Source organism: Gammaproteobacteria bacterium, assembly GCA_015709615.1.
GTDB lineage: Bacteria > Pseudomonadota > Gammaproteobacteria > Burkholderiales > Nitrosomonadaceae > Nitrosomonas.
The window spans coordinates 892932-916732 of sequence record CP054179.1; the positions used below are offsets into that span (position 1 = coordinate 892932).

The 23801-nt window shown below is 51.7% G+C and carries 21 protein-coding genes and 2 riboswitches; of the genes, 13 read left to right on the top strand and 8 right to left on the bottom strand.

Features of this window, described 5'->3' with window-relative positions:
• Positions 1-186: 186 nt before the first annotated feature.
• The 3 genes from metF to HRU77_04505 form a co-directional block, all read right to left on the bottom strand.
• Positions 187-1041, bottom strand: a complete 855-nt coding sequence (metF, locus tag HRU77_04495) for a methylenetetrahydrofolate reductase [NAD(P)H] (protein QOJ20021.1) — start codon at positions 1039-1041, stop codon at positions 187-189.
• 140 nt (positions 1042-1181) lie between these two features.
• Complete coding sequence (locus HRU77_04500) at positions 1182-2606, bottom strand: adenosylhomocysteinase (GenBank protein QOJ20022.1); 1425 nt, start codon at positions 2604-2606, stop codon at positions 1182-1184.
• 14 nt (positions 2607-2620) lie between these two features.
• A riboswitch (S-adenosyl-L-homocysteine riboswitch) is annotated at positions 2621-2698 on the bottom strand.
• A 49-nt stretch (positions 2699-2747) separates the two neighbouring features.
• Positions 2748-3911 (bottom strand): methionine adenosyltransferase, encoded by a 1164-nt coding sequence (locus HRU77_04505; GenBank protein QOJ20023.1) that lies wholly within the window; start codon positions 3909-3911, stop codon positions 2748-2750.
• A 472-nt stretch (positions 3912-4383) separates the two neighbouring features.
• Between HRU77_04505 and HRU77_04510 the strand changes: the two genes are divergently transcribed.
• Both HRU77_04510 and HRU77_04515 read left to right on the top strand, forming a co-directional pair.
• Entirely contained in the window at positions 4384-5679 is a 1296-nt protein-coding gene (locus tag HRU77_04510; protein ID QOJ20024.1) for a hypothetical protein, read from the top strand.
• The gene (locus tag HRU77_04515; protein ID QOJ20025.1) at positions 5676-7115 is read left to right on the top strand and encodes an undecaprenyl-phosphate glucose phosphotransferase; all 1440 of its coding nucleotides are present in this window, start codon (positions 5676-5678) and stop codon (positions 7113-7115) included. The genes HRU77_04510 and HRU77_04515 overlap by 4 nt, the downstream gene beginning before the upstream one ends.
• On the opposite strand, the gene HRU77_04520 is transcribed toward HRU77_04515, so the two are convergent.
• Positions 7112-7798, bottom strand: a complete 687-nt coding sequence (locus HRU77_04520) for a dienelactone hydrolase family protein (protein ID QOJ20026.1) — start codon at positions 7796-7798, stop codon at positions 7112-7114. The two genes, HRU77_04515 and HRU77_04520, sit on opposite strands and share 4 nt — an antisense overlap.
• Positions 7799-7882: 84 nt before the next feature.
• Between HRU77_04520 and HRU77_04525 the strand changes: the two genes are divergently transcribed.
• The gene (locus tag HRU77_04525; protein ID QOJ20027.1) at positions 7883-8995 is read left to right on the top strand and encodes a transglutaminase domain-containing protein; all 1113 of its coding nucleotides are present in this window, start codon (positions 7883-7885) and stop codon (positions 8993-8995) included.
• Between the two features lie 1032 nt (positions 8996-10027).
• Positions 10028-10219, top strand: a complete 192-nt coding sequence (locus tag HRU77_04530; GenBank protein QOJ22059.1) for a PEP-CTERM sorting domain-containing protein — start codon at positions 10028-10030, stop codon at positions 10217-10219.
• A 161-nt stretch (positions 10220-10380) separates the two neighbouring features.
• Here HRU77_04530 and HRU77_04535 read toward each other — a convergent pair whose 3' ends face one another.
• From HRU77_04535 to HRU77_04545, 3 genes are read right to left on the bottom strand one after another with little or no spacing between them, the layout of a single operon-like run.
• The gene (locus HRU77_04535; GenBank protein QOJ20028.1) at positions 10381-11058 is read right to left on the bottom strand and encodes an ATP-binding cassette domain-containing protein; all 678 of its coding nucleotides are present in this window, start codon (positions 11056-11058) and stop codon (positions 10381-10383) included.
• Positions 11058-12221: an FtsX-like permease family protein gene (locus HRU77_04540; protein QOJ22060.1), complete on the bottom strand. Its 1164-nt coding sequence runs from the start codon at positions 12219-12221 to the stop codon at positions 11058-11060. Before HRU77_04540 ends, HRU77_04535 begins: the two co-directional genes overlap by 1 nt.
• Positions 12222-12223: 2 nt before the next feature.
• Positions 12224-13072, bottom strand: coding sequence for an efflux RND transporter periplasmic adaptor subunit (locus tag HRU77_04545; GenBank protein ID QOJ20029.1), 849 nt, complete (start codon positions 13070-13072; stop codon positions 12224-12226).
• Between the two features lie 172 nt (positions 13073-13244).
• Positions 13245-13462, top strand: a riboswitch (cobalamin riboswitch).
• Positions 13463-13603: 141 nt separating this feature from the next.
• Between HRU77_04545 and btuB the strand changes: the two genes are divergently transcribed.
• The 9 genes from btuB to HRU77_04590 are packed head-to-tail and all read left to right on the top strand — an operon-like array spanning position 13604 to position 21754.
• Positions 13604-15454, top strand: coding sequence for a TonB-dependent vitamin B12 receptor (gene btuB, locus HRU77_04550; GenBank protein ID QOJ20030.1), 1851 nt, complete (start codon positions 13604-13606; stop codon positions 15452-15454).
• Positions 15455-15467: 13 nt separating this feature from the next.
• On the top strand, positions 15468-16049 hold the full coding sequence (locus HRU77_04555; GenBank protein QOJ20031.1) for a hypothetical protein: 582 nt from the start codon (positions 15468-15470) through the stop codon (positions 16047-16049).
• 4 nt (positions 16050-16053) lie between these two features.
• Entirely contained in the window at positions 16054-16659 is a 606-nt protein-coding gene (gene cobO, locus HRU77_04560; GenBank protein ID QOJ20032.1) for a cob(I)yrinic acid a,c-diamide adenosyltransferase, read from the top strand.
• A 4-nt stretch (positions 16660-16663) separates the two neighbouring features.
• The gene (gene bluB, locus HRU77_04565) at positions 16664-17317 is read left to right on the top strand and encodes a 5,6-dimethylbenzimidazole synthase (GenBank protein ID QOJ20033.1); all 654 of its coding nucleotides are present in this window, start codon (positions 16664-16666) and stop codon (positions 17315-17317) included.
• 8 nt (positions 17318-17325) lie between these two features.
• On the top strand, positions 17326-18816 hold the full coding sequence (locus HRU77_04570; GenBank protein ID QOJ20034.1) for a cobyric acid synthase: 1491 nt from the start codon (positions 17326-17328) through the stop codon (positions 18814-18816).
• Positions 18813-19343: a bifunctional adenosylcobinamide kinase/adenosylcobinamide-phosphate guanylyltransferase gene (gene cobU, locus HRU77_04575; protein QOJ20035.1), complete on the top strand. Its 531-nt coding sequence runs from the start codon at positions 18813-18815 to the stop codon at positions 19341-19343. Before HRU77_04570 ends, cobU begins: the two co-directional genes overlap by 4 nt.
• Entirely contained in the window at positions 19340-20404 is a 1065-nt protein-coding gene (gene cobT / locus HRU77_04580; GenBank protein ID QOJ20036.1) for a nicotinate-nucleotide--dimethylbenzimidazole phosphoribosyltransferase, read from the top strand. The genes cobU and cobT overlap by 4 nt, the downstream gene beginning before the upstream one ends.
• Positions 20405-20417: 13 nt before the next feature.
• Complete coding sequence (locus tag HRU77_04585) at positions 20418-21014, top strand: alpha-ribazole phosphatase family protein (protein ID QOJ20037.1); 597 nt, start codon at positions 20418-20420, stop codon at positions 21012-21014.
• Positions 21011-21754, top strand: a complete 744-nt coding sequence (locus tag HRU77_04590) for an adenosylcobinamide-GDP ribazoletransferase (protein ID QOJ20038.1) — start codon at positions 21011-21013, stop codon at positions 21752-21754. Before HRU77_04585 ends, HRU77_04590 begins: the two co-directional genes overlap by 4 nt.
• Positions 21755-21768: 14 nt before the next feature.
• On the opposite strand, the gene HRU77_04595 is transcribed toward HRU77_04590, so the two are convergent.
• Positions 21769-23796 carry a CopD family protein gene (locus HRU77_04595; protein QOJ20039.1) on the bottom strand — a complete coding sequence of 676 codons (2028 nt, stop codon included), beginning with the start codon at positions 23794-23796 and terminating at the stop codon, positions 21769-21771.
• Positions 23797-23801: the final 5 nt, after the last annotated feature.

Below are 23801 nucleotides of genomic sequence, written 5' to 3' on the forward strand. Positions count from 1 at the left end.
AACCTCGTGCTTTTTTATTTTAATCAGAATATTGATGCGCATTATATACTGGCTGAGGGAATCAGGAAAAAGTTCATTCCGGTTTCGCTGCTTTGCCGCTCTGAATCTGCGCCCGATGATGTTACGCAGTTAATGTTTTATCAGAGTGGAAAACTGATAAAACATTACGCTATTGTGGACTGATTATTATTGATTCTGAAGACTAAGGCGTTGCCAAATGGTAGAGGTAAGCTTGGCGGAGTTGAGCGTATAGAAATGCAATCCGGGCGCGCCTGCTTGTAATAACCGCTCACACAACTCGGTCACAACATCCAATCCGAAAGCCTGAATGGATTCGCTGTCATCACCGTAGCTTTCCAGTTTTTTACGAATCCAGCGCGGAATCTCGGCGCCGCAAGTATCGGAAAATCGCACCAGCTGTGAAAATTTATTGATCGGCATGATGCCGGGAACAACCGGAATATTCAAACCGGCTGATTCACACGACTCGACAAAATGAAAATACGCGTCGGCGTTATAGAAATACTGAGTAATCGCCGAACTGGCACCGGTTTCGATTTTGCGTTTGAAATTCTCAAAATCCGTTTGTGCGGATCGCGCTTGCGGATGATATTCCGGATAAGCCGCCACATCGATATGGAAAGAAGCGCCGTACTCCTGCCGGATAAACGCCACCAGTTCACTGGCATAGCGAAACTCGCCGGCTTGCGCCATGCCGGAAGGCAAATCACCGCGTAATGCCACGATATGCCGGATTCCCGCTTGATAATACTTTTCCAGAATAGCGCGAATATTCTCTTGCGTAGAGCCGATGCAAGAAAGATGCGGCGCGACGACATGGCCTTCAGCCTGGATTTCCAGGACAGTTTCCAGTGTGCGTTCGCGTGTCGAACCGCCAGCGCCAAAAGTCACAGAAAAGAATTTAGGATTGAAGCGCGCCAGTTGTTGACGTGTCAAACGCAATTTTTCTACACCTTCCGGAGTTTGCGGCGGAAAAAGCTCAAAGCTGAAAGCAGGAAGAAATTTTTTTTGTGATTTCATCTTAGCAAGGTACAGAAATGCAAAGTGAGCACGATTGGCATCGTAATCGCACAAATATGATCAGTATTTTCTTAAGGGAAGAACCGGCCGAATGCAGGAAAACTCATGCGCCGGTTCTTCCGCTGAAGTAGAACAAATGCTTAATACCGGTACATTTCCGGTTTGAATGGACCGTTTTTGTTCAAACCCAGGTATTTTGCCTGCTCATCGGTCAATTCGGTAAGTTTCACACCTAGTTTGCCCACGTGCAGACGCGCCACTTTTTCATCCAAATGTTTCGGTAAAACATAAACATTCTTCTGATAGTTCGCGCCGTTCTGCCATAACTCCATCTGCGCCAATACTTGATTGGTAAACGAGCTGGACATGACAAACGAAGGGTGTCCGGTAGCACACCCCAAATTCACCAGCCGGCCTTGCGCCAGCACGATAATGCGGCGTCCAGTCGGGAATATGACGTGATCCACTTGCGGTTTGATATTTTCCCATTGGTATTTTTGAATTGAAGCGATATCGATTTCGGAATCGAAGTGGCCGATATTGCAAACAATCGCCTGATCCTTCATGTTCAACATGTGATCATGCGTAATAACGCGTAGATTACCAGTTGCGGTAACGAAAATATCCGCCTGGCTGCATGCATCGTCCATCGTAACCACGCGATAACCTTCCATCGCCGCCTGCAAGGCGCAAATGGGATCGATTTCCGTGATCCAGACCGTAGCACCCAGACCGCGCAACGATTGGGCGCATCCTTTACCGACATCGCCGTAGCCGCAAACCACCGCGATTTTTCCGGCGATCATGACATCGGTCGCGCGTTTGATGCCGTCCACCAGGGATTCCCTGCAACCGTAAAGATTATCAAACTTTGATTTGGTGACGGAATCGTTGACGTTGAAAGCGGGAAACGGCAGCTCGCCACTTTTTTGCATTTCATATAAACGATGCACCCCGGTCGTGGTTTCTTCGGTTACACCGCGTATCCGAGCAAGATTTCTTGAATACCAACCGGGTTCGGATGCCAATTTCTTTTTGATGGAAGCAAATAGTGCGGTTTCTTCTTCGTTGCCCGGATTGGCAATAATCGCGGGATTTTTCTCGGCCTTTGCACCCAGAATCAACAACAAAGTTGCGTCCCCGCCATCGTCCAGAATCATATTGGCGCCAACCGATTGTCCGCCAGCGGTCCATTCAAAAATTCTATGCGCGTATTCCCAATAATCCTCGAGTGATTCGCCTTTATAGGCAAAAACCGGAATATTTCTGGCGGCAATTGCCGCAGCCGCATGATCCTGCGTGGAAAATATATTGCAGGAAGCCCAGCGAACTTCAGCACCGAGGGCTACCAGCGTTTCAATCAGCACAGCCGTTTGAATCGTCATATGCAAAGAACCGGCAATACGTGCGCCCGCCAATGGTTTCTGACTGGCATATTCTTTACGTAATGCCATTAAACCCGGCATTTCCGTTTCCGCGATGGCGATTTCTTTACGCCCCCATTCCGCCAATGCAATATCGGCAACTTTGTAGTCGTTAAAATTGGGGCTGAGCACAGCGTTCATAAACTTCTCCTTGGTATGAACGAGCGCCGTTGTAACAATACCCGCCTATGCTGAGCCTCACGGAACCAACCGCTGCAGCGCTCCTCACCATAGGGGAAAATCGAATTAAGCCATCTGATGTCGGCAAAGATCGTTAAAAATTTAGAGACCGGCATCCGCACGCAATTGCGCGGCCTTATCGGTAGCTTCCCAGGTAAACTCCGGAAGCTCGCGCCCAAAATGCCCGTAGGCTGCGGTTTTGGCATAAATGGGACGCAACAGGTTGAGGGTATGAATGATACCGCGAGGGCGCAAATCAAAATGTTTCTCGATCAATTGCACAATTTTCTCATCGGCGATTTTGCCGGTGCCGAATGTATTGACCATCAATGAAACAGGGCGTGCAACACCGATGGCATAAGCCACCTGCACTTCGCATTTGCTGGCAATTCCTGCTGCCACGATATTTTTAGCCACATAACGTCCGGCGTAAGTTGCCGACCGATCCACCTTGGAGGGATCTTTACCCGAGAATGCGCCGCCGCCATGATGTGCCGCACCACCGTAGCTATCGACAATGATTTTACGGCCGGTCAAGCCGCAATCACCCATCGGACCACCGACAACAAAACGCCCGGTCGGATTGACCAAATATTGAATACGGTTACTGATCAGAGCGGAAGGTAATACCGGTTTAATGATTTCTTCAATAACCGCTTCGGTCAATGCCGCATGCGAAATATCCGGATCATGCTGTGTGGAAATCACAACCGTCTCAATTTGCTGCGGTTTGCCATTCTGATAACGCACCGAAACTTGCGATTTGGCATCGGGACGCAGCCAAGATAGCTGACCTTTCTTTCTCAACTCCGCTTGCCGCTCGACCAAACGGTGCGCATAAAAAATCGGCATGGGCATCAGTTGTGGCGTTTCATCGCACGCGTAACCGAACATCAGACCTTGGTCACCAGCCCCTTGATCCATCTCTTCTTCCTTGGAACGATTGACACCCTGGGCAATATCCGGCGATTGTTTGTTGAATGCGGTTAATACCGCGCAAGTAGTCGAATCGAAACCGATATTCGAACTGGTATAGCCGATGTTCTTAACGGTTTCGCGCGCAATAATATTGTAATCAACAGATGCATGTGTCGTTATTTCACCCGACAATACAATCAACCCGGTACTGCACAATGTTTCACACGCAACCCGCGCGTTAGGATCTTGACTCAGGATTGCATCCAACACAGCATCGGAAATTTGATCGGCAACCTTATCGGGATGCCCTTCAGAAACAGACTCGGAAGTAAAAAGATATTCACTCATAATTTAACCAATAAAATAATAATAAGTTTTAAGTATACCGGATAGTGTCATTGAAAATAGGATCCGTCAATTTCGACCCAGTTATTGTGACTGCAGAATTACATCAGGAATCACTGAAATAGACGGTAAATATCTTGCCTATTTCACTACGCCATCTGTGACAACATGCTTTATATTGACTGCGCTGAGAAACAGTCTTTTTCTTTAAATGATCTTTCCATTCAATCGAGCTTATACATAATTAACGTATAAGCTATGACTGTAATTACCATTGAATGCTACTAAGCTGCAAGAAATTCTGATCCAAATTGTTAAAAATATCGAATAAGGGAAGGGGGAGAGGTAAAAGAGTGTTTTTTAGAGTGGAAAAAGTGTTGTTCAAAATCATTTTATGAGAACATGTTATGGAAAACACAGGTTCTGTCCAACCGCTTGATCTTTGTCTACGGAAAACTCTGAGAATCTCAAGTTAATGAAACATCAATTCATGGAAGTTACATTTACTCGCATTACCCAGTCTGTTAAACCCGTTGCAATCCGCCACTCACGATTTATCCGGCTGCAGGCTCTCGCTACGGGAATTTCATTGCTGCTTTGCAGCTATAACGTCTGTGCTGCGGCATTGGGCAACTTGATACAGCCTTACGGCAGTTACACCTTCACCGCCGACGACAACATCTTGCGCATCCGCGACAAAATGCCTACGACGGCGCTGGGAACGAATAACCTTTTTGATATGTCGCATCGTTTTACCGGCGGCGTGTTGCTGAATAAAGAAATCGGACGGCAGCAATTCAATGCGAATTTAAACTGGACGCATACGCGCTTTGAAAGATTCGATCAAATGAACAACAATCTGAAAAACTTCAACGGCAGTTGGCGTTGGTTTCTCGGCAACCGCCTGGACGGCAATATGGGGGCAAGCTATGTGCAATCGCTCACGCCTTTTATGTTTCAGCCGGGTTTAAAAAATATCAGGACCGAGCAAACCGAGTTTTTTAATGCCAGCTGGAGCCTGCATCCCAGTTGGCGCCTGAACGGCGGCTATACCCGCTATGATCTGAATACGAACAGTGCCACCTTGCGTTTTCTTAACCGGATAGAAGATCGCTTTGAAGGCGGAATCGATTATGTCACATCGATCAGAAATACCGTGGGGTTGGTCTTTCGCGACACTTTCGGCGATTTCCCGATTCTGGTGCGCGCACCGGACGGTTCGCTCACCGACAACAGCTATAATCAAAAGGAAGCATTGGCCAAGATCAACTGGGTGGTATCCGGAAAATCGCGCCTCTACGGTACGGGTGGATGGGTGGAACGCACCAATGCAAGTTTTACAGCGCGTAATTTCAGCGGTTTCAATGCCCGTATGATCTATCAATGGCAACCTACCGACAAGATCGGCTTGACGGTTACCGGATGGCGTGAGACTGCGGCCATGCTGATGCTGACCGCCAGCTTCAGTCTGAATACCGGAGTCAGTGTTGCGCCTTCATGGAATATCACAAGAAAAGTAAGACTTGAGGGGGATTTCTCTTACCAGCATATGAAATTCGACCGTTTCTCGGCGCTGACCGACACCGCTTTGCCGTTGGGTGTCAGCAATACGGTCCGCAATGCCACTGTAAAACTCGTCTATACGCCCTATCCCGGCTTGCAAGTGATGGCTTCCGCCTATCATAACGATTTGCAGACCGATTACTTTCTCGGCGGATTCAACGCCAACGGCGCCAATATCAATCTGCAGTACACGTACGGAAAACAATGACAGTCAACGATTTACCCATCGTAGCCTTTTTCAAGCACTTGCTCGATCCTTTCATCATCTGGAGCATGCTGATTCTGACCGCCTGGTTGTACGATGAAGATTTCACTAGTTATTACCTGGTGCTGGTTATCATCACCTTTTTCATTTCCACCTATATTTACGAGCGCATTCTCATTTACCGCAATTGGCGCAAGGGGCGTTTGCTCGCTTATGTGCGCGATACGGTGATGGGCTGGCTGGTGATTATCGCCATTTTGGTATTTCTCGGTTACGCCACTAAATTTCACAATCAATTCTCCAAGCAAGTCTTGCTGACTTGGTTCATCGTCACACCGCTCATGCTGATTGCCAGCCATCTCATAGTGCGCAGCATCGTCGCCGGTTTATACAATAAAGGCAAATTGCGTTTGGCGATCGTGATCGGCGCCAATGAAAACAGTTTATCGTTCATCCGGCATATCGCCGAGCTGCCCTTTTTGCTGATCAGTTATCAGGGGTTCTTTGATGAGCGCAGCAGTTCGCGCATTGCCGGCCATTTCGGTTCGCAAGCGGAAGAGCCGGTTGATCTTGCCGCGGCTGTCGTCAGACCGGATGACTTCGGTTCGCGCTTGGGCGGATTGGACGATGTCGTGCCGTACATCCAGAAACATAATATCGAGATGGTCTTCATCAGTCTGCCGATGTCGTCGCAGCCGCGCATCCAGAAATTGATGGATGAGTTGCCGGATACCACGTCTTCGATCTATTTCCTGCCGGATATTTATATCTTCGATTTGATGCAAGCACGTTTCGAATACATCGGCGATACGCCGGTGGTAGCCATGAACGAGTCGCCTTTCATCGGCGTCGACGGCGTGGTGAAGAGTATCAGCGATTTTGTGCTGGCTTTGCTGATCATCATCTTGCTGTCGCCGGTGATGGCGTGCATCGCCTTGGCGGTAAAACTCACCTCGCCCGGCCCGGTGATCTTCAAGCAGCGCCGCTACGGTCTCAACGGTGAGGAAATCATCGTGTACAAGTTCCGCTCCATGACAGTCACCGAAGACGGCGCCAATATTCAGCAAGCCAGGCAAAACGATCAGCGCCTGACCAAAATCGGCGGCTTCCTGCGCCGCACGTCACTGGATGAATTGCCGCAGTTCTTCAATGTGCTGGAGGGCAAAATGAGCATCGTCGGCCCCCGTCCGCATGCAGTGGCGCATAACGAGCTCTACCGCAAACTGATCAAGGGTTACATGCTGCGCCATATGGCCAAACCCGGCATCACCGGCTGGGCACAGGTCAACGGCTGGCGCGGCGAAACCGAAGTGCTGGAAAAAATGAAAGCACGCATCGAGCACGACCTCTACTACCTCAAAAACTGGTCCATCTGGCTCGACCTCTGGATCATCTTCAAAACCGTTTGGATCGTCTTCAAAAAAGATAATGCTTATTAAGATGCGCTCATGATGCGCCGCAACCAGCCGCTGATATCGGCAATCTCCTGTCCACAGACGGTATGCGCCATCGGGTATTCATGCCATTCCAGCGAATAGCCGCCAGTCAGCAATTTTTCTTTTGACTCCACAGCCAAAGCCAAAGGCACCACCGGATCGTAACTGCCATGCGCCATGAATACCGGTGTAGCGGCATTAGCGCCAGATGCTTCGGCTGCAAGTGATTCTGCAAGGGGTAAATAACAGGACAAGGCGATAATCCCAGCCAGCGGATTAGGTTGCCGCAACCCGGCTTGCAACGCCATCGCGCCGCCCTGCGAAAATCCTGCGAGCACGATGCGATTGGATGGAATACCGCGCCGCATTTCCTTTTCAATCAAGGCATCTACGGCTTTTTGCGAATCCTGAATGCCGGATTTATCCTGATGATTATTAAAATCGGCATGATAGATATCGTACCAGGCGCGCATGACATAACCGTTATTGATCGTGACAGGGCGTTCCGGCGCGTGCGGAAAAATAAACCGTACCGCCGCACCGGGCGATAATTCCAGTTCATTCACGATCGGCACGAAATCGTTTCCATCGGCGCCCAGCCCGTGCAGCCATATAATGGCATATGCCGGAGAATCGTCTGTTTCAATTTCCACCACCGGCAGAAAATCCATCGAATGAGTCATCATTGAAATACCTGCACGCGCTGCATTGACATAAAAAAACGATCAGATAAAATTCCGCATCGCAACGAATTCACCATAAAGGAAGTTATGAAACGCAGGGATTTTATAAAATTAATCGGCACAAGTGTACTCTCATTCCCCGTTTCATCCTTAATGGCCAAGCAACTGCTGTCATCGGACTTCAGCAACTGGACCAGCTACCGCTTAACCTATCAAATCGATCTCCCGGCCAAAGGCAATTCCGCACGTTTATGGCTGCCGCTGCCCGATACCAACGACTCCGCTTTTCAATTCACCCAAGGCAGTAACTGGAGCGGCAATGCCGCAAAAGCTTCGTTCGCCACGCTGGGATCCAGCCCTTTCCCGGTATTCAAAGCGGAGTGGCAAGGCAAACCGAAAAGCGGACAGCGTCACGTCACCGTCAGTTGCATCGTGAAAACCACGCACCATTCGCTGGATGTTTCACACGATCATGCCACCAAGAATTCCGCGCTACCGCACAGCATCAAGAATTTTTTGAATCCGACCCACTTAAAGCCGACCAATGGCATCGTGCGTGAAACCGCGCACACCATCCTGAAAGGAAAGCATGCCGCATCGACGGTGGAGCAAGCCAAAGCCATTTACGACTGGGTCATCGCTAATGCGCAATACGATCCGAACACGCGCGGACGCGGACAAGGTGATGTCAAGACTATGCTGGAGAAAAGTCAATTATCCGGTAAATGCGTCGACTTGAACTCGTTGTTCGTCGCACTGGCAAAAGCAGCCAATATTCCCGCACGCAACCAGTACGGCATCCGCATCAGCGAATCAAAATTGTTCGACAGTATCGGGCAATACGGCGACATCAGCCAATCACAACACTGCCGCGCGGAATTCTTTCTCGCCGGACGCGGCTGGATACCGGTCAACCCGGCCGATGTGCTGCAAGCATCAAGCTTGGAAAAGCTGGCGCTGGACGATCCGAAAATCATGCAACTGAGAGAAAAATTTTTCGGCACCTGGGAAATGAATTGGCTGACATTCAATCACGCTGAAGATTTGACATTGCATCCCGCCAACGCTGCCAGCAAGCTGCCTTTCTTCATGCATCCGTATGCGGAAATCGATGGAAAAGCGCTCGACAGCCTGGATCACGAAAACTTCGCCTACAAAATTACTTCCGGTGAGCTCGTCGGTACCGGTGCTAAGTTTTAACAATAGCGGTATCTCGTTAAAATTTATTGATCCGAATCTGTTCAGGGCTTGAGTTAGCCGCACGCTGAAATATTACTGCAAACACTTTGGCAATAAACAACCCCGTGGCAAAACCACGGGGAATCTCAAGCTCAAACCATATCAAACTATGGTTAAGTTCACTCCGAATAATCTCTCCACTAGTTACATTAAGCCTGAAATAAGTAATAGCTTAGATAAAAATAAGCATTCAGCTTATTTACTTATCAAACAGACAATCCCACTATGACAGCATAATAAAAAAATCCGGCTTTAGGGAGTGGTAATGTTGGCGCACAGCAGGAAATACAAAGAGGGTTATGTGAGCCAAGTCGCTCAAATAACAAAAAAAATAATCACTAAAAAGGAGTGGAATGCTGATAGGTTAAGCAGGCAGATAAACCGAGTGACGGACTGCAAGTATGTAATTGACCTGAATACGGTGTATCACTTGTCAAACCGGGAGGCGTCCCTATATAACTACTCATGACAATTACTCTCAGAATCGTCTTTGCAGCATTGGTAGCAACGCTATACACGAACGGTACGGTCAACGCAGGAGTATTTTCCACACCTGCTGCTCAAATGGGCGCCATTGACAACCCAGGCACCATTCCTATCGGTGTTCCGGCAATTTCTGTAACCAATGCTCCGACCACGTTCTTCAGCTTTAATCCAACCGGAGGTTATAATTATTCGACGGATGGCTCCACCAATCCGACGGCGGGATTCTTTCCCGATTACCATTTTCTTGGTTCTGCAGGAATAACGCCCGGCTCGGCGAGCAGCCCGATCTGGACATTTTCTGCGTCGGCAAGCGATTATTATCTTTATCCGACAATCGACCATGCACCCCTACCGAATGAAGCGCTGGAATCTTCGCTGTGGGGATCGAACGATGGAGGTTCAACGTGGATTCTCGGCAAGGTCGTCGAGGTATACGAACAAGGGTGGAACTCAGCGGGCTTGCCTGACGATGGCGCTACCCGATGGCAGTTTAGCACGCCGGTTAACATGATCTCCGCTGTGGTCGGACTTACGCAAGGTGTCGTTGGCTCACCTTTACCTCCCTATTCTTATGGCGATGGTGACTTTGAGGTTGATGCCGTAATGCAAGCCATTCCCGAACCGCAAACCTACGCCATGTTCATAGCGGGCTTAGGCTTACTGGGTTTCGTGTGGCAGCGAAAAAAGCTGGCCGCTTAACCAAACTAATATTCGTCCGGAACGGGAGCTTAGGCTCCCGTTTCTATTTCAGAATCACACAGAAAAAAGACTGGAATTAATAGTTTTATTTTGACATCCGGTTTCAGGAAATTAAAGTTACAGCGAAATTCGAGATTGGAAATTCCTTGATCGGCCTCTAATCAAACAGTCTTGATCACCCCATCTTCCAACTCAACCACGCGATCCGCGACATCGAGAATGCGGTAGTCGTGCGTGACCAGCAGGATGGTGGTTTGCGATTCCTTTGCCAGTTGCTTCAGAATGCTGACGGCTTCGTAGCCGCTTTGTTTGTCGAGCGAGGCGGTCGGTTCGTCGGCCAGCACGATTTTCGGCTGCCCGACCAAGGCACGTGCGATGGAAACCCGTTGCCGCTGCCCGGCTGACAGTTGATCCGGTTTGTAGTGAAGGCGGTCTGCCAATCCCACGGCGGTCAGCATTTGCGCCGACCGTTCGAGTCTTTGCTGCTCGGTCAGCGTGTTGCCCATTTCCAGCGTCATGCTGACGTTTTGTAACGCCGTGAGCGATTTGAGCAGATTATGCTGCTGAAAAATGTAACCGATTTGCTGCCGCACTCTGATTTTGACCTGCTCGTTGCTATTGACCAATTGCTGATCGAGCACTTTCACGCTGCCGTGGAATGCTTGGCGCAGCCCGCCGATAATGGTTAGGAATGTCGTTTTGCCGGAACCGGAAGGCCCGGTGATCAGCACGATTTCACCTTGCCGGATCGCAATCGTCACATCCTTCAGAACGGGTTGTACCAGAACGCCGCTGCCGAAACTGAAACTCAAGCGGTCGACATCGATAATCGCGGCCATCAGAACATATCCGCCGGATCGGCGGCTTTCAATTTGCGGATGGCGAGGAATCCGGCCATTGCGCACATGGAGAGAATAAAAGCGAACACGGTCACGACCTTGTGCAAGGTCATCGGCATGGGCATGAATATTTGCGATTCCGCCAAGTGATACAAGCCGATGGAAAGCGCACAGCCCGGCACGAATCCCAAAACCGCCAAAAAGAAAGCCGAAGCAAACACCACACGGATGAAATAGCCCTGCTCGTAACCGATGGCTTTGAGCGTGGCAAATTCGTTACGCAGATTGGCGATGTCGGTAAACAGAATCTGATACACGATCACCAGCCCGACCACCCAGCCCATGATGGCGCCGAAACCGAAGATGAAACCGATCGGCGCCATATTGGCCCAATAGTTTTTTTCATACTGCAACAATTCTTCATAGGTAAACACATTGACGAACTCATTTAGCCGCTGGCGCAATTCGGCTTGCGTTTGTTCGATCGAGGCACCCGGGTACAGTTTGATGATGCCCAAGTCGATATCGCTGCGATCCCTTTTGGGAAAAATCCGCATGAAATTAAGCTCACTGGTGACGACATTGCCGTCGGCGGCAAACGATACGCCCAGCTTGATCAAGCCGATGATGGTGATTTTATAATCGTTGATCTCGGTGACATTCCGCCCGGTTTGCAGTAACTGCCGCAGCGGCCCGAATTCAGGGCGTGAATATTCGTCGAACAGCACGGTATCCTTCAGTTTCAACCCGGCCTGCTGATCCCGGATGGTTTTCACGCTAAATATCTGCGAATCCGGATCAAAACCGTACACCATCAATGTGCGCTTGACCTGGGTTTCAATATTCTTGAACGGCGCCAGCCCCAAATATAACGGATAAACTTCGGCGACCGCCGGATTTCCCAACGCGCGCATCAGTTCATTGCGTTTAAACTCCACCGGACGCCACAACGCTTCGCTTTGTTTGTGCATCAGGAATAGATCGCCGTTTAGCTTTAGTGCCGTGGAAATTGCGCTGGCATACAACGCATCCCGGAAACCCAGTTGCATGAACACCAGCACGCAAGCGAACAAAACACCAAAAATCGCGGCAACCAGTTTGGTGCGGTCAAACACCAATTGCCGCCAAGCCAGCCGCGCAGGAAAATAAAACCAGTCGATCAGCGTCACGGCATGATACGCACATTAACCTGCCGGAAGATCTGATGCTGTAAATCGGTCACGGCGTCCGGCTCGAGCGCCAGGCGGACTTCGACGATGCGATTATCGCGATCGGCCAGCGGATCGGTATCGTTGATATCGTTTTTCCTGACCAGGAACCCCAGTTCCCTGACTTGCGCGCGATAACGCCGCTTAAAACCAACCGCATGAATACACCCCGGTTGACCTATTTTCACTTGCAGCAAATCGGATTCGTAGACTTCCGCCACGACATCGAGCTGTGATAAATCCGCCATTTCCAGTAATCCCCGGTCGCCGATCCGTTCGCCCGGGCGCGTATGAATCTTCAACACGGTGCCGCTGATCGGTGCGGCAATCCGGGTATTGCCCAATTCCGCTTCGTCAATTTTCAGTTCGGATCGGGCTTGCGCGATTTCCGCCGTCAAACGCTTCAAATTGATTTGCGATTGTTCGAAAGCCAAGCGCTTGGAATCGGCGATGGATGCACTGGTTGCGGAGCTCAGTTCGAGCGATTGATGGCGCAAGTACTCCCTTCTATTGAAAGCCAGCGCGGCTTGCTCCACCGCGCGTTGCGCTTCGAGTACCTTGATGCGCGCTTTGGCTGCTTCCACCTGCGCTTTTTTCTTGAAGTGATCGGACAGCAACGCCACTGTATCGCCGGATTTGACCGGATCGGCTTCCTCGAAAAAGAGCTGCTCCACGCGCGCGCCTTCCGGACCGGCGTTATGGGAAATTTTAATCACGCGCGAACGCGGCTCGATCCGGCCCAGTGCGCCGATTCCCTGCTGGGCATCCGGCAGGCAACTGCTTTCGGCCAGTACGTTAACGCTCATAAGCATCAAGCCTGCGATAGCAAAAATACAATAACGCACTTTACGGTACATAACTCACTTTTAGATAAACCAACCTGGGATACGATCACCCGGATTATGCATGAACGAATAATGATCGTCACACCTCCGCTTCGCAAGCAATTCTTGACATACCGGCTGCCATTCGGGTAAGTTTGCACCCTCACGTTCAGGTGCCTGCAAGTTTTTTCTTACAGGTTAAACGGGAAACCGGTGCGTCTGATTCGAATCAGGCAATGCCGGCACTGCCCCCGCAACGGTAATTGAGTTAACGATCTGCATCAAGCCACTGTGCAACCGCATGGGAAGGCGCAGATCCGGAATAGCTTCCACTCATCAGTCCGGAGACCGGCCCGAAGTGATCATTACTGCGAGATTGCGGCGGGCAATCGGTGGCATATCCGGCGGTTTCGTATCGTTTGAACCGATCGCGTTGTCATTTCCAGATTTTCCTTCCGCATTTTCTCATTTTAGAATTCGGTAACGCGCGGGTGTGCGCGCAGGAATCAAATCATGCAAAAATGCCGTTTAACGGCGCTGACCGTGCTATGGTTCGGCACGGTTATGAATACCTTTGCCGCAGGTGGTGCGGGTCATCAGGAACCACCAGTTATCGTCACGGCCACGCGCACGGCTCAGACCGCCGACGCTTCGCTCGCCTCGGTCACGGTCATTTCACGCCAGGACATCGAACGCCAGCAAGCGCGCTCGATTCAGGATTTGTTCCGCGGCGTGCCGGGAATGAGTATCTCGAACAATGGCGGCGCGGGTAAAGACACCGCCGTGTTCATGCGCGGCAGCGAATCCGACCAAGTGCTCGTCATGATTGACAACATCAAGGTGGGTTCCGCCACCTCGGGCACCACAGCGTTTGAAAATATTCCGATCGATCAGATCGAGCGCATCGAAATCGTGCGCGGGCCGCGTTCCAGCTTATACGGCTCCGAAGCCATCGGCGGTGTGATCCATATTTTTACCCGCAAAGGCAGCGGCACCGGGTTCAAACCGAATTTCAATTTCGGCGGCGGCAGTTACACGACGTTTGAAGGTGCTACCGGATTCGCATACGGCGGCAAGCAAGGCTGGTTGAATATGACCGCCAGCGGCATTGGCACACGCGGATTTAATGCCTGCACCGGCTCCAGCAATGCCGGTTGCTTTGTCGATTCGTCCGATCCCACACTCTACGACAAGGATGGTTACCGCAATGTCGCAGGCAGCGCGCGTGCGGGATACCGTTTCGAAAACGGATTGGAAATTGACGGCAGCTTCATGCGCTCCGCGGGAAAAGCCGAATTCGACGGCGGCTTCGTCAATAAAGGAATTGTGATGCAGCAGGTTTTTGGCGGCACGGCGCGTTATTCACCGCTCAAGTTCTGGCGCATCAACCTGATCGGCGGCAGCAGCCACGAAGATACCGATAATTTTCTCAACACGCTGTTTCAAAGCCGTTTCAACACCACGCGCAATACCATTTCGCTATTGAACGATTTCACCATCAATCCGAAAAACTTGCTGACCATCGGCATGGATTATCAGAATGATCACGTTGACAGCACCGAAGCTTTTACCGTGAATTCGCGTACCAATTGGGGGGTTTTCGGGCAGCACCAGGCCACCGTTACCAAACATGATTTCCAGCTCTCGCTGCGGCATGACGATAATCAGCAATTCGGCAGCCGGGTGACCGGCGGTGTTGGCTGGGGTTATCCGCTCACGGAAAACGTCCGTCTGCTGGCGAATTTCGGCAGCGCTTTCAAAGCGCCGACATTCAACGAATTGTATTTTCCCGGCTTCAGCAATCCACATTTGCGCCCGGAAGATTCGCGCAGTTTTGAATTCGGCACACGGGGCAAGGCGGTTTGGGGTAATTGGTCGTTGAATGTGTATGAAAACCGCATCGATCATCTGATTGCCTACGACGCCGCCATCTTTGCACCCGCCAATGTCGATCAGGCGCGCATTCGCGGCTTTGAGGGAATCATCAGCTTGCAAGTCAAGGGCTGGCAATTGAACGGTAATCTGACTTTGATGGATCCCGAAAATCGTTCATCCGGCCCAAATCGCGGTAATATATTGCCGCGGCGCGCCGCGGAATCGTTCCGGCTGGAAGCTGACCGGCAATTCGGTCGTTACCGCCTCGGCGCAATGCTACTGGTCGAAGGCCAGCGCTATGACGATCTGGCCAATACCCGCAAGCTGGACAGTTACGTCAAATTTGACCTGCGCGCCGAGTACAACTTGAATAAACATTGGCGCTTGCAAGGCCGCATTGAAAATATATTCAATGAGCACTACCAAACCGCGGCATTCTACAATCAACCGGGGCGGAATTTTTTCGCCATGTTGCGTTATCAACCTTGACTAGGAGTTAAACATGCTGACTTTATCCACTCGCCATCAAATCGCCATCGGGCTGTTGCTGGCCGTATTCATGATCCTCACGCGCAGCCATCATTTCGCCACGCTGCATAACCTCGCCGATGCATCCTGGGCAATCTTCTTTCTGGTCGGCATCTATCTGCGCTCCGCATGGCCGCTGCTGGGATTTTTTGCGTTGGGCTGGGGATTGGATGTTGCTGCTACCACTTGGGGCGGCGTCAGTGATTTTTGCATGACCCCGGCGTATATTTTTCTACTGCCGGCTTATGCGTCGTTATGGCTCGCCGGGCGCTGGTACGCCAAGCGCCATCAATTCGCATGGCGAACCGTCATGCCGCTTTCCATCAGCATCATGGTCGGTTTAACGCTGTGTGAATTATTCTCCGGCGGCGGATTTTATTTCTTCTCCGGCCGCATTGCAGAAACCAGCGTGGCGGAATTCGGTGAACAACTGCTGAAATATTTCCCGCTTTATATCGAGACCTTCGTTTTTTACCTGGGTGTCGCGGCTGCCGTTCATGCGCTGTTGACGTTCATCGCGCAGCAATTCAATCCGCGCAACAGCACCGCAGGATAACATCATGACCGATTCCGGGCGCGCAGAACGCCACCGCACGCGCATGCAGCGCCAGAAAGAAGTCGTCGACGCGGCGATTGCGCGCGCAGATCGTGAAAAAGGGTTGTTGCTGGTTCTAACCGGCAACGGCAAAGGCAAATCCAGTTCGGCTTTCGGCATGCTGGCACGGGCGCTCGGCCACGGCATGCGCGCGGGCGTGGCGCAATTCATCAAAGGCCGCTCGGATACCGGCGAAGAAGCTTTTTTCCGCAAACAACCGGATGTCGTCTGGCATGTTCTCGGTGAGGGTTTCACTTGGGACACGCAGAATTTGGAACGCGATACGGAAACCGCGCAACGCGGCTGGGTCGTCGTACAAAAAATGCTGAACGATCCGGCGCTGGATTTGATCGTGCTCGACGAACTCACCTATCCGCTTAAATTCGGCTGGCTGGATTTAGCCGTGGTATTGAACGATCTGAAAAACCGACCACCCATGCAGCACGTCGTGATTACCGGACGGGGCGCACCCGAAGCGCTGTGCGAAGCGGCGGATACAGTGACCGAAATGACCGACGTCAAGCATGCCTTCCGCGCCGGTGTTCAAGCGCAAAAAGGCATCGATCTGTAGCATCATGCGCAATAACCATCGCTTCAGTGATAGCGAACGCGCTGCTATCTATCGTGTGATCGCCGAGCGCCGCGACATGCGGCATTTTATTCCCGATCCGATTGATCCTGCCGTATTGCAGCGCCTGCTCGCCGCCGCGCACCAGGCACCCAGTGTCGGTTTGATGCAGCCGTGGCGGTTTATCCGCATCACGGATAGGCAGTTGCGCAATACCATTGCAACCATGGTGGAAGCAGAGCGGCGGCGCACAGCCGAAGCATTGGCAGAACGCAGCGACGAATTCATGCGCCTGAAAGTCGCCGGTATTCTGGAATGCGGAGAACTACTGGTCGTCGCATTAAGCGACCGGCGTGAGCAGCACATTTTTGGCCGCCGCACTTTGCCTGAGATGGATCTGGCTTCGGTCGCCTGCGCCATTCAAAATTTTTGGCTGGCCGCACGTGCTGAAGGATTGGGTATGGGTTGGGTGTCATTATTTGATCCCGAGCAATTGGCTGAATTGCTCAACATGCCTGCCGGCAGTAAGCCGGTCGCTATTTTATGCCTGGGTCATGTCGAAGCTTTTTATCCTGCACCGATGCTGAAACTGCAAGGCTGGGCGGAAGAACGTCCGCTGCAGGAATTGCTATTCCATAATCACTGGAACAACTCGGCGTAACACGCGCGATGAATACGCAAACACTGATGATTCAGGGCACCACATCGGATGCCGGCAAAAGCATGCTGGTCACGGCGTTATGCCGCTGGCTGGCGCGCAGAAATGTGCGGGTGGCGCCGTTCAAACCGCAAAATATGGCGCTCAACAGCGTGGTCACCAGCGATGGCGGGGAAATCGGCCGGGCGCAGGCGGTGCAGGCGTTGGCAGCCGGGTTGGCACCGCATACCGACATGAATCCGGTACTGCTTAAACCCAACACCGATAAGAATGCACAAATCATCATTCACGGTCATGCACTTACCAACATGGACGCCAGCGGTTTTCACAACTATAAATCGATTGCGCTGCAGGCTGTGCTCGAATCACACACGCGGCTCAGTACTAAATACGACCGCATCATCGCCGAAGGCGCGGGTTCACCGGCGGAAATCAATTTGCGCGCCAACGATATCGCCAATATGGGCTTTGCCGAAGCGGTCGACTGCCCGGTCATTCTCATCGCCGATATCGATCGCGGCGGCGTTTTCGCTCACCTGGCAGGCACCTTGGCGTTACTGAGCGAAAGTGAACAAGCGCGCATCCAAGGATTCGTCATCAACCGCTTCCGTGGCGATAAGGCATTGCTTGATCCCGGTTTGGATTGGCTGGAACGCTATACCGGCAAACCGGTATTGGGCGTTTTTCCGTACTTGCAAGGCTTGCACCTGGAAGCGGAAGACGCGCTGCCTCGTGCCAATGATGCCGGTGATTTCAGCATACCAGCGGAACAGCAATATCTGCGGATCATCATTCCGGCGCTGCCGCGCATCAGCAATCATACCGATTTCGATCCGCTGCGTTTGCATCCGCAGGTGCATGTGCAGTTCATCGGTCCCGGCGAAATCATTCCGCCTGCGGACTTGATCATCCTGCCGGGCTCAAAAAATGTGCGCGCGGATCTCGATTGGTTGCGCGAGCAAGGCTGGGAGTCCGCAATTCGAAAGCATTTACGCTACGGCGGGAAGTTGCTGGGAATCTGCGGCGGATTCCAAATGCTCGGCCAATGGATTCACGACCCTTGCGGTCTCGAAGGTGATGCCGGTAGCACGCAAGGACTGGGTTTTTTTGCTATGGAAACTACATTGGAGCCACAGAAGATTTTGCGCAACACGCTTGGCCGGTTGACTTTCAACGGCGCAGCCGTAACCGGCTACGAAATCCACGCGGGGATCACCACTTATCACACACCTTACCAACCGCTTGTCCATCTGCCGCAAGGCCGGGATGGCGCAATCAGCGGTGACGGGTTGATATTGGGGACATACCTGCACGGTATTTTTACATCCACGGCTGCTTGTCAGGCGCTCCTAACTTGGGCCGGATTGGATGCGCCGGTGGAAATTCCCGATTATCAAACGAGTTGCAACACCGCCATCGACCGGCTAGCGGATTGTGTCGAACAATACCTCGATACCGCGCAACTGAACCGGTTGCTTGACTTGGACACGCAGCCATCATGACAGCCACCAGAACCTTGATTCTGGGCGGTGTGCGTTCCGGAAAAAGCCGCCTGGCGGAGCGTCTGGCGCTGGAAAGCGGGTTACCGGTTACCTATATCGCCACTGCAACTGGCGATGACGCTGAAATGCGCGCGCGGATCGCCGCGCACCGGGTGCGGCGGCCCGATCACTGGCAGGTTATCGAAGAACCGCTGCAACTGGCTTCCGTAGTAATGCAACATGCCGATGAAAAACGCTGTTTGTTGGTCGATTGCCTGACGCTCTGGTTGACGAACTGGTTGCTTCATCCGCAGGCGGCGCATTTTGACGGCGAACGCACCGCGTTCCTTAACACGCTTCCTCTAGTGACCGGCAAGCTGATTCTGGTCAGTAATGAAACCAACATGGGCATCATACCGATGGGAGAACTGAGCCGCCGCTATTGTGACGAAGCCGGTCAATTACATCAGGCAGTCGCACAGTGCTGCGACCAAGTGATTTTGACCGTCGCCGGTTTGCCTTTGGTACTAAAAGGAGAACTGCTATGACGCAACCGCCAGCCTGCGATTGGCTGGAAACACCGTTGGCTCAGCCCAATGCGGAAATGGGCCGGATAGCGCAACAGCGCCAAGAACAGCTCACCAAACCGCCGGGGTCGCTCGGCCGTTTGGAGGAAATCGCCATCCGGCTGGCCGCGTTGCAAAACACGCAGCGGCCGAGCGCCGATCACGCGCATATCGCCATTTTTGCCGCCGACCACGGCGTTGCCGTGGAAGGCGTTTCCGCATTTCCGCAATCGGTTACCGTTGAAATGATCCGGAATTTTGCCCGCGGCGGTGCCGCCATCAATGTTCTGGCGCGCGCCTTGGGCGCTTCACTGGAAATCATCAATCTGGGAACGGCGCATGAAATGCAAGCGCTGGCCAATGTCAGGGATTGCCGTCTTGGGCCGGGAACGGCCAATTTTGTCGATGAACCGGCGATGACTTGGGAGCAACTCGGTCAAGCGCTGACGATCGGTTATGAAGTGATCGGACGCGCGCAAAAAGAAGGTCAGCAACTTTTTATCGGCGGTGAGATGGGCATCGGCAACACCACCAGCGCCACCGCGTTGGCGTGTCTTTTACTGCATGAGGATCCGGCGCTGCTGACCGGGCGTGGCACCGGACTGGATGCGGCAGGCGTCATGCACAAGATAGCGATCATCAAACGCGCCTTAGCCCTGCACCGGCCGCAGATCAATTCTCCGCTGGATGCGCTGCGCCGTGCTGGCGGGTTTGAAATTGCCGCATTGACGGGTGCTTATATCCATGGCGCACAACTCGGTCTGCCGATGCTGATCGATGGATTTATCAGTTCAGCAGCTGCGTTGGCGGCCGAGCATATCGCACCGAAGTGCGTGCAATGGTTCATTTTTTCGCACCGGTCTGCGGAATCCGGCCACGCAGCCATCCTCAAAGCGCTCAATGCCGATCCGTTGATCGATTTGAACATGCGTCTGGGAGAAGGCAGCGGAGCCGCCGTGGCGCTCAACCTGTTGCGCATGGCGTGCGCGCTGCATAACGAAATGGCGACTTTTTCCGAGGCGCAAGTCGCTCAAAAAAATTGACACAGCGGCTACTTTGACAACCCGTATCGATTTACTGCGGCATGGCGAAATTGAATGCGGCCAGCGTTATTGTGGCAGCTCGAATCATCCATTGACACAAACCGGCTGGCTGCAAATGTGGCTAGCCGTCGAGAATCCATCGCCCTGCTGGCAACATATCGTCACGTCACCTTTAATTCGTTGCGCGGATTTCGCGCATGCTTTGGGTCAGCGTCATTCAATTTCCGTCACCCAGGATGACCGCGTCCGGGAAATACATTTCGGCGCATGGGAAAATCGATCAAGCAGCGAATTGCTGCAGAGCGACGCCGATGCGTTATCCCGTTTCTGGCAAAATCCGCTTGATCATCCCCCACCCGATGGCGAGCATTTGCTGGGTTTCAAGGCGCGCGTTTTATCTGCCTGGGAAGACATTCAACAGCAATTTTGCGGCAAAAGAGTTTTGCTGATTACGCATGGCGGTGTCATCCGGCTACTGATAGGTCATATTCTGCAGCATCCGCTCGAGCGGTTACTCGAGATCGATGTGCGCCATGCCAGTATGCGGCATATCTGCATAGAACCGGCTCAATCGCCCCGGATCACGCACACTTGGAATCTTCCCGTATGATCCGGCCGTTTCTCGTCGCTGTGCAATTCCTGACCCGGTTGCCGGTGCGGTTGACAGCACAAATCAGCGAGAAAGATGTCGGTTATTCGCTGCTCAATTACCCGCTCGTCGGCTTAATCATCGGCTTGATTCTCACGGGATTCGGCTGGCTTATCAGCAGCATGCCGCCGCTCGCCGCTGCCGCATTGCTGGTCACGGCCTGGATCCTGCTGACCGGCGGATTACACTTAGATGGCTTGGCGGATAGCGCTGATGCCTGGATCGGCGGATTAGGCGACCGGGAAAAAACTCTGGCGATCATGAAAGACCCGAATTGCGGACCGGCCGGCGTGTCGGCCATCGTATTGGTCATTTTGCTGAAATTTGTTTCTCTGCACAGTTTGAATATTGCCGGTGAATGGATCGCCGTCGTGCTAGCAATCGTTCTCGCCAGAACGGTATTACCGTTACTATTTCTGACGACACTGTATGTGCGCAATAACGGCTTGGGTTCAACACTCGCAGCCTTTCAACCGCGTCATGGAAGTATTTTCGTCATCATTCTCACGGTCGCGCTGATATTTGCGCTGACCGGTGATCGTTATTCATGGCTGATACTGACGGCCATTGCCGTTTTTCTGCTGCTGCGCCACCTTATGCTGCGCCGCATCGGCGGCACAACGGGCGATACCGCAGGCGCATTGGTGGAAATTACAGAAGCGGTGGTGTTACTGGCTGCGGTGATTGTTTTTGTTGAGTGACTCAGTGCAAGATATCAGCGCACGAAATCTTCCGGATACGGCATTTTCATTTGCTCGCGATTCAATAAGCTGATTTGCTGATTCAACATATCGATATCCGACCAGCCCGGCTGATCTACCGATGGAATCCAGCGGGCACGCATATAACCGTTGCGGTCGATGAGAAATTCCATATGGTCCGGTATCTTACCCCGACCAATGATATCCGGGTGAGTTATTGTCCGGCGCGACAATGCGTAACTGGATGCGATTTCCGCCGCACTTTGCGTAACAACCGGAAACGGCAATTCCGCCGCTACTTGCGCCATCTCATCGGTACTGAGTTCATTTACCGGAACTGCTAATACGGCGATATTTTGCTCACTCAAGCGGTGATACGCTTGCTTCAGCTGCTCCATGCGCACTTGGGATTGCGGCCACGAGAAAATAACCAGGAGAACGGTTTTTTTGCCACGGAAATCCTGTAACGTGCCGCTCTCACCATTATTGTCCGCATACGAAAAGAGCGGCGGTTTTACATAAGCTTTGTTAGGTATGATTTCCGGGGCCAGTATTCGCGCCTGGTAACCGCGCGATAATGCATGAACGTAATTGACCAGATCCCAGCGATCCTCATCGGACAATTTATCCGCATAACCCGGCATATCCGTATTGACCATGCCATAGCTGATCCAATTGTAGAAATCTCCCGGTGTATGCTCAGCAGTATGCGGTTCGGTCAGCAGATCCGGCAATTTTGTCGACAGCGTTCGCGACTTGATGCCATTGCCCATACCTTGAAAACCATGGCATTCCACACAATGCTGCGTATACAAAGCAGCGCCATTAGCTATGGAAATCGCATCAAAAGGTACCGGCGGTCTACGATAAGTTTCCGGATAGGCCTGGATTGTCAACGGTGGTAATGCGACTGCAAGACCCGACACCAGCAATATCGCTGGAATGCTGATCAAACGCTTGAGTTCCCAGCTGCGAATTCTGCCGAACAAAACCGTTCCCGCTGCAAGCATAAGAATAAAAACGCCTATCCATACTTGAATTGCGACATTAGGCTGATTCCAAGTTGCAATGATCGAGAAACGGAACGGATAAGGCCAGTTTTCTATTGATGCATACTTCACTGGTGTCGTGTTGGCAATTACCGTTGCCAGCAATAGCAATAGCAGAGCCAGAATAAATTCAATACGCACCCATTTCCTTACCCCTGCTCTACCGGTATCATCATCCGCTGCACTCGCATTGTTTGCCAATAACGGCAGCCAATGGGCGCGCACTCGTGCGGCAATTAGAAGAATCACACCCAAAATCAATATTTTTATACTTAGCAACCAGCCATAGGACGTTGCCACGGATGCGGCGTAATAACCGGCGAACATGCGATCGGCTACTGTAAAGCCGGTTAAAATAATCAACAGCATCGCCGGTAAAGCAATAGCGGAAAAACGCTTTAAGGTTTCATATTCTGAAACATTGGTTCGCTTGTTTTTGTCACTTCTATTTTTTTCGTACACCAACAGCAAAAAAGCCGGCAATGCACCAAACCAGACTCCTGCAAGAATGAGATGCAAAGCAAAAGGTGTAATTGTAGAGACCGATAACTCTTCAGTCGCAGAATGACTTGTCAGTGAGCCGGCAATCAATGGTAATGCCGCAATACCTGCACCTAATATATACCGCCAGCGCGCTTTGGGAGACTTGCGAAGATAAATAACTAGAAACAACAGAAGCAGAGCTAATGAAATACGCCAAACCCATATTTGACCGACGCGCGTGTCGTTTATGAATCCCAGCCAAACATCCTGTTGCCAGATGTTGGAGGAATTTCCGGTCACTTGAGTGATGGTTGTTGTCAATATGACGATCAAACCAATTGGAATACTGATAGCTAACCACGGAAACAAGCGCTCCAGTTTCTCAACCCATGCGTCCAGGTAAGTTCGTTTCCCAGTATTTGCAAGAGCCAAGAATACACAACTGCCTAACAAAATCAAATTTGCTGCAAGTTGGAACCAACGTGCAATTGCCGCAATGACATCTATCATTTTTA

Bases quoted from the DNA above. Each gene is read 5' to 3' on its own strand.
- metF (QOJ20021.1), bottom strand. From the start codon at position 1,041: ATGAAATCACAAAAAAAATTTCTTCCTGCTTTCAGCTTTGAGCTTTTT.
- HRU77_04500 (QOJ20022.1), bottom strand. From the start codon at position 2,606: ATGAACGCTGTGCTCAGCCCCAATTTTAACGACTACAAAGTTGCCGAT.
- HRU77_04505 (QOJ20023.1), bottom strand. From the start codon at position 3,911: ATGAGTGAATATCTTTTTACTTCCGAGTCTGTTTCTGAAGGGCATCCC.
- HRU77_04510 (QOJ20024.1), top strand. From the start codon at position 4,384: ATGAAACATCAATTCATGGAAGTTACATTTACTCGCATTACCCAGTCT.
- HRU77_04515 (QOJ20025.1), top strand. From the start codon at position 5,676: ATGACAGTCAACGATTTACCCATCGTAGCCTTTTTCAAGCACTTGCTC.
- HRU77_04520 (QOJ20026.1), bottom strand. From the start codon at position 7,798: ATGATGACTCATTCGATGGATTTTCTGCCGGTGGTGGAAATTGAAACA.
- HRU77_04525 (QOJ20027.1), top strand. From the start codon at position 7,883: ATGAAACGCAGGGATTTTATAAAATTAATCGGCACAAGTGTACTCTCA.
- HRU77_04530 (QOJ22059.1), top strand. From the start codon at position 10,028: ATGATCTCCGCTGTGGTCGGACTTACGCAAGGTGTCGTTGGCTCACCT.
- HRU77_04535 (QOJ20028.1), bottom strand. From the start codon at position 11,058: ATGGCCGCGATTATCGATGTCGACCGCTTGAGTTTCAGTTTCGGCAGC.
- HRU77_04545 (QOJ20029.1), bottom strand. From the start codon at position 13,072: ATGAGCGTTAACGTACTGGCCGAAAGCAGTTGCCTGCCGGATGCCCAG.
- btuB (QOJ20030.1), top strand. From the start codon at position 13,604: ATGCAAAAATGCCGTTTAACGGCGCTGACCGTGCTATGGTTCGGCACG.
- HRU77_04555 (QOJ20031.1), top strand. From the start codon at position 15,468: ATGCTGACTTTATCCACTCGCCATCAAATCGCCATCGGGCTGTTGCTG.
- cobO (QOJ20032.1), top strand. From the start codon at position 16,054: ATGACCGATTCCGGGCGCGCAGAACGCCACCGCACGCGCATGCAGCGC.
- bluB (QOJ20033.1), top strand. From the start codon at position 16,664: ATGCGCAATAACCATCGCTTCAGTGATAGCGAACGCGCTGCTATCTAT.
- HRU77_04570 (QOJ20034.1), top strand. From the start codon at position 17,326: ATGAATACGCAAACACTGATGATTCAGGGCACCACATCGGATGCCGGC.
- cobU (QOJ20035.1), top strand. From the start codon at position 18,813: ATGACAGCCACCAGAACCTTGATTCTGGGCGGTGTGCGTTCCGGAAAA.
- cobT (QOJ20036.1), top strand. From the start codon at position 19,340: ATGACGCAACCGCCAGCCTGCGATTGGCTGGAAACACCGTTGGCTCAG.
- HRU77_04590 (QOJ20038.1), top strand. From the start codon at position 21,011: ATGATCCGGCCGTTTCTCGTCGCTGTGCAATTCCTGACCCGGTTGCCG.
- HRU77_04595 (QOJ20039.1), bottom strand. From the start codon at position 23,796: ATGATAGATGTCATTGCGGCAATTGCACGTTGGTTCCAACTTGCAGCA.